The sequence below is a fragment of the Clostridioides sp. ZZV15-6383 genome (assembly GCF_020657735.1).
In the GTDB taxonomy this organism is placed as follows: Bacteria; Bacillota; Clostridia; order Peptostreptococcales; family Peptostreptococcaceae; genus Clostridioides; species Clostridioides difficile_D.
The window spans coordinates 1-483 of record NZ_JAGWCV010000147.1 but is presented as its reverse complement, the minus strand read 5'-3'; the positions used below and the strand labels follow the sequence as shown (position 1 = coordinate 483).

Sequence of the window (483 nt, the reverse complement as noted above, 5' to 3'; positions counted from 1 at the left end):
CTTGATTATTAGGAATATATTCATTATTTAACCATTTAGAAAAATCCATACCGCTTATAAATTCACCTTTACTCTCATAAACTTCTTTATTGTGAGCAATATAAAAGTTATATATAAATCTACTAACACCAATCGTTCGATGTATTTTAGATTTTTGTTCAGTAGTAGGATTAATTTCTATTTTGTATGCTCTTTTCAACTTCTTCATCCTCTCTAATCTTTTTCTTGTATTTTCTTAATCCATATATGCAACAACTAAATATTTGTCTTATCCAAATCAAACGAATCTATCTTTATGAGTTACAATAATTGTATTTACCTCATTAGTCATACAACTATCAATTAGCTTATTCTATTTTTTACGATTATAATTTAGTCCACTTCCATAATCTTCAATAACTTCATCTACTATTATTCCTTTAGCATTTGCATATTGTCTAAGAAACTCCACTTGAATCATCTTTTTGATTAGAAGTTGAAACT

Annotated in this window: 1 protein-coding gene and 1 pseudogene; both read right to left on the bottom strand. The window is 26.1% G+C overall.

The features are described from left to right. Positions 1-208, bottom strand: a 208-nt coding sequence (locus KGF42_RS19210; protein WP_227826911.1) for a helix-turn-helix domain-containing protein, incomplete at its 3' end; no start/stop codon positions are given. After that, positions 171-483: pseudogene (locus KGF42_RS19205) on the bottom strand (recombinase family protein); the annotation flags it as partial. The pseudogene KGF42_RS19205 and the gene KGF42_RS19210, both read right to left, overlap by 38 nt.